Consider the following 3143-nt stretch of genomic DNA (forward strand, 5'->3'; position numbering starts at 1 on the left):
CCAATGATGCCACTCATACCGGTTTCTCTTTGTGATGCACAGGGCTCCCGTTCCGGAGGGCCACCACGGATTGTCTGCCTGGCCTTTACACTTGCGGGGGGGCGGCTGATCGGCCCGGCTGATATCTTTGATGATCCTGCGCTTGACCCCGCAAGAGAACTTGGATCCCGGATTGCAGGCTATAGCCGTGCACACGGCCCCTTCGATCCATTCCTCTGATCAACTCTTTTGTAAAATGGTATGAAAAGGTTAATGTGGCAACCCTGCGATAGTATTCATAATGGTGTCAAGTATTGTTCTGCCTATTAAAAAGGTAAATTCTCTCGTCGATTCCAAAATTGTCGTAGAAATTAAGGATGATGGGCGAAAACTTCAGGGGAGGCTTATTGCGGTTGACGAGTATCTCAATCTCCACATGGATGAAGCCACAGAGCTGACTGAAGGGTCACGTGAACGAAATCTGGGGTGTGTTGTCATACGCGGGAACAATATTCTGAGCATCGCCCCCGTCCTCTGAAGCGCTATGACTGATGACTTGTTTGACGAAGCGCTCCAGATGATACAGTCGAAGAGCGATGGTGTTCTTCAGAGCGAATTATGGAAACTCCTGAATGTTGACTCTAGGAAGTGTTCACGGATTGTCAAGAAGCTCATCGATTCTGGGATGGTTGAGCGACATGAATATCGGAAAAATGGTATTAAGACATATCTCCTGAAATCAACAAAAAAGCGGGTGATTGATCCCTCTCTCCTGATGGCTGGTGAACATCTGATCCCCTGTGTCGGCTGCGAGCGCGAATGTGTTGTTGAAACCTGCGAACTACTTCTTGACTGGATGTACGAACTTGCGTTTATGGGTTTTGATGAATAAGAGTTCTCCTCTTTTTTCATCATCTCTTCCTCTTCAAAGAGACCTATTTCAGATTACATAAATAGCCGGACTTATAACCTTTTTAGGATGTCAGATGGGCGATCAGGGGAAGCAGTATCACAGGTTCAGGGTGTACTGCTCTTAGTTGTGATCACAATCATTCTTGCCGTTCTTCTGTTTCTGATGCTCCATATCCCGCTCTGGCAGGGAGGCTCTCCCGAAGAGCCACCGGAGATCTTTGCAATCACGCAGCTGAGCCACTATTGTGAAAAAAATGGTGGACTAAATTATGATAGCAGGATGACCATCATCAATAGCGGGGTGGAGACATATTTCAATGACGATCTCCGGGCTGAGATCTTTGTCAATGGTCGGGATTCCGGAGCCCTCATCTCTTCAATGAATGCCCATATCTTCATATCAACATACCATATCGGTGTTGAGAGGATGGAAGGTCCCGGCTCGACAGGGTTTTACTGGTATCCGGGATCAAGGATCTTTCTTGATCTGACTGATGGTACATTTCGACCCGGCGATTCTGTCAGGCTTGATGTGTATCATAAGGATCATGACAGGATTATCTCCCGTTCTGAGCGGATTGCATGACTGCACGGGCAAAAATCCGGGCAACCCTGACGGGCTCCGGGACTCTGCCATCGAAGGTGAATGTGTTGATGATCCTTGTTGCATCATCAAGCTGGATTCCTGATCGCCTGAGATAGACAACATACCCGGTCTTCAGATGGATGGAATCACGTTCCCCGAGTGCGTAGTATGCCTCCATTCTCTCTCTATCACCCGGGAAATGATTGCGTATTGCCTCTTCAAGCCCGCCTGATTCTTCATAGGTGATGATCATTACCGGTGTGTTTGTGGCCTTTTGAATCAGATCGGGATTGATGATATTATACCAGGCGATTGCAGCCCCTGAGATCAGGATCAGATTGATATCTGTCCGGGATAACGAGATGAAAAGTCGGATCACAGCATCAGTTGCATCCATCCCTCCAACAGTCACATGAGTGAGTGCGGATCCGTCAATTCTGAGATCCCCTCTCATGACGACACCTGCAAGGAATGACTCTTCTCTCCCCATCCAGCTTTCTGCGATGCCAAGGATGCGTATCCCCGGCTTCCTCAAACCCATACAAGCACTTATCAGAATGTACTTATTAATAATTGTACGATGGCCATCGAGAGAACGGATGTCTGTATCCTCATTCCCACACTCAATGAAGGTAAAACCATAGAACATCTCATACGTGAGTTTCAGGAGATGGGTTTTACACGGATACTTGTCATTGATGGTAAGAGCACCGATGGGACAGTGGAGGCTGCAGAGCGGGCCGGTGCGGAGGTGGCAATCCAGGTTGGAAGAGGCAAAGGTGCGGCGATCATTGAGGCGTTCTCGATGATCCGCGAGCCTTACATCCTCATGCTTGATGGTGACGGAACCTATGCTCCGGCAGATGCCGATCGCATGCTCGCCCCTCTGGCACACGGTGCTGATCATGTCATCGGTGAGCGGTTATCCGGGTATGAGAAGGGTGCCCTGACACGCCTGAATCATTTTGGTAATTATATCATCAATGTTCTCTTCAAGTGGGCTCATGGGGCATATCTTCAGGATATACTCTCGGGATACCGGGCCTTTACTGGTGAGTCCCTATCCCGGATGAACCTTAAAGAGTCCGGGTTTGAGATCGAGACCGAGATTGCAGCTGAAGCGGTCAGGAATGAGCTGAAAGTAACTGTTGTTCCTGTCAGTTACTGCCAGAGGCCGGGCACCCCCACAAAGCTCCATCCGATACGGGATGGATATAAGATCATAAAAACCATCTATAAGCTCGCCAAAATCGGGAATCCTCTCTTCTATTTTGGAATTATCGGCCTTCTTCTCACCCTTGCCGGTGTGGTACTTGGAATCATTGTTGTCTATGACTGGTTCCAGAGTATTGAACGGATACCAATGACCATCCTGACCGGGCTTCTGATCATGTCAGGACTCATTATTCTGTTGTTTGGTCTCCTTGGCGATATCTTCCTTGCTTTTCACCGCGAGACAACCGGGGAGATCCGGAAGCTTCGTGAACAACTGAACCGAATTGAAAATGAAAAAAAGAAGTAGCTTTTTTGGTTTGCTTCTGTTTTTCCTCATTGCTTTACTTTTTCCCTGTGGGCATCAGGTTTTTTTTGAAATGCCCTGTATAAAAGAGTACACGTGATGCATGCTCAGCAAGTGATGTATAAAGATATGCTTCATCAATTGTTT

6 protein-coding genes are annotated in these 3143 nt (G+C 47.8%); 5 read left to right on the plus strand and 1 reads right to left on the minus strand.

The window, feature by feature from the left end; translation table 11 throughout:
- The 4 genes from QCH34_RS09670 to QCH34_RS09685 all read left to right on the plus strand — a co-directional run.
- Positions 1–219: fructose 1,6-bisphosphatase (locus QCH34_RS09670; RefSeq protein ID WP_300333417.1), on the plus strand; the 219-nt coding region annotated here is incomplete at its 5' end.
- Positions 220–280: 61 nt separating this feature from the next.
- A complete protein-coding gene (locus QCH34_RS09675) occupies positions 281–517 on the plus strand; it encodes an LSM domain-containing protein (protein WP_300333419.1) in 237 nt (78 codons plus the stop codon).
- Between the two features lie 6 nt (positions 518–523).
- A complete protein-coding gene (locus QCH34_RS09680; protein ID WP_300333421.1) occupies positions 524–871 on the plus strand; it encodes an Lrp/AsnC family transcriptional regulator in 348 nt (115 codons plus the stop codon).
- Positions 872–958: 87 nt separating this feature from the next.
- A complete protein-coding gene (locus QCH34_RS09685) occupies positions 959–1477 on the plus strand; it encodes an archaellin/type IV pilin N-terminal domain-containing protein (protein ID WP_300333425.1) in 519 nt (172 codons plus the stop codon).
- Here QCH34_RS09685 and QCH34_RS09690 read toward each other — a convergent pair.
- A complete protein-coding gene (locus QCH34_RS09690; protein ID WP_300333430.1) occupies positions 1449–2018 on the minus strand; it encodes a DUF99 family protein in 570 nt (189 codons plus the stop codon). The genes QCH34_RS09685 and QCH34_RS09690 overlap by 29 nt on opposite strands.
- Before the next feature lie 39 nt (positions 2019–2057).
- Here QCH34_RS09690 and aglJ point away from each other — a divergent pair, with 39 nt between their 5' ends.
- On the plus strand, positions 2058–2999 hold the full coding sequence (gene aglJ / locus QCH34_RS09695) for an S-layer glycoprotein N-glycosyltransferase AglJ (protein WP_300333434.1): 942 nt from the start codon (positions 2058–2060) through the stop codon (positions 2997–2999).
- Positions 3000–3143 lie beyond the last annotated feature (144 nt).

It is taken from the genome of Methanocalculus sp., assembly GCF_029762515.1.
Taxonomy (GTDB): Archaea; Halobacteriota; Methanomicrobia; order Methanomicrobiales; family Methanocorpusculaceae; genus Methanocalculus.

Coding starts and splice junctions, on each gene's coding strand:
- QCH34_RS09675 (WP_300333419.1), top strand. CDS start 281: ATGGTGTCAAGTATTGTTCTGCCTATTAAAAAGGTAAATTCTCTCGTC.
- aglJ (WP_300333434.1), top strand. CDS start 2,058: ATGGCCATCGAGAGAACGGATGTCTGTATCCTCATTCCCACACTCAAT.
- QCH34_RS09690 (WP_300333430.1), bottom strand. CDS start 2,018: ATGGGTTTGAGGAAGCCGGGGATACGCATCCTTGGCATCGCAGAAAGC.
- QCH34_RS09685 (WP_300333425.1), top strand. CDS start 959: ATGTCAGATGGGCGATCAGGGGAAGCAGTATCACAGGTTCAGGGTGTA.
- QCH34_RS09680 (WP_300333421.1), top strand. CDS start 524: ATGACTGATGACTTGTTTGACGAAGCGCTCCAGATGATACAGTCGAAG.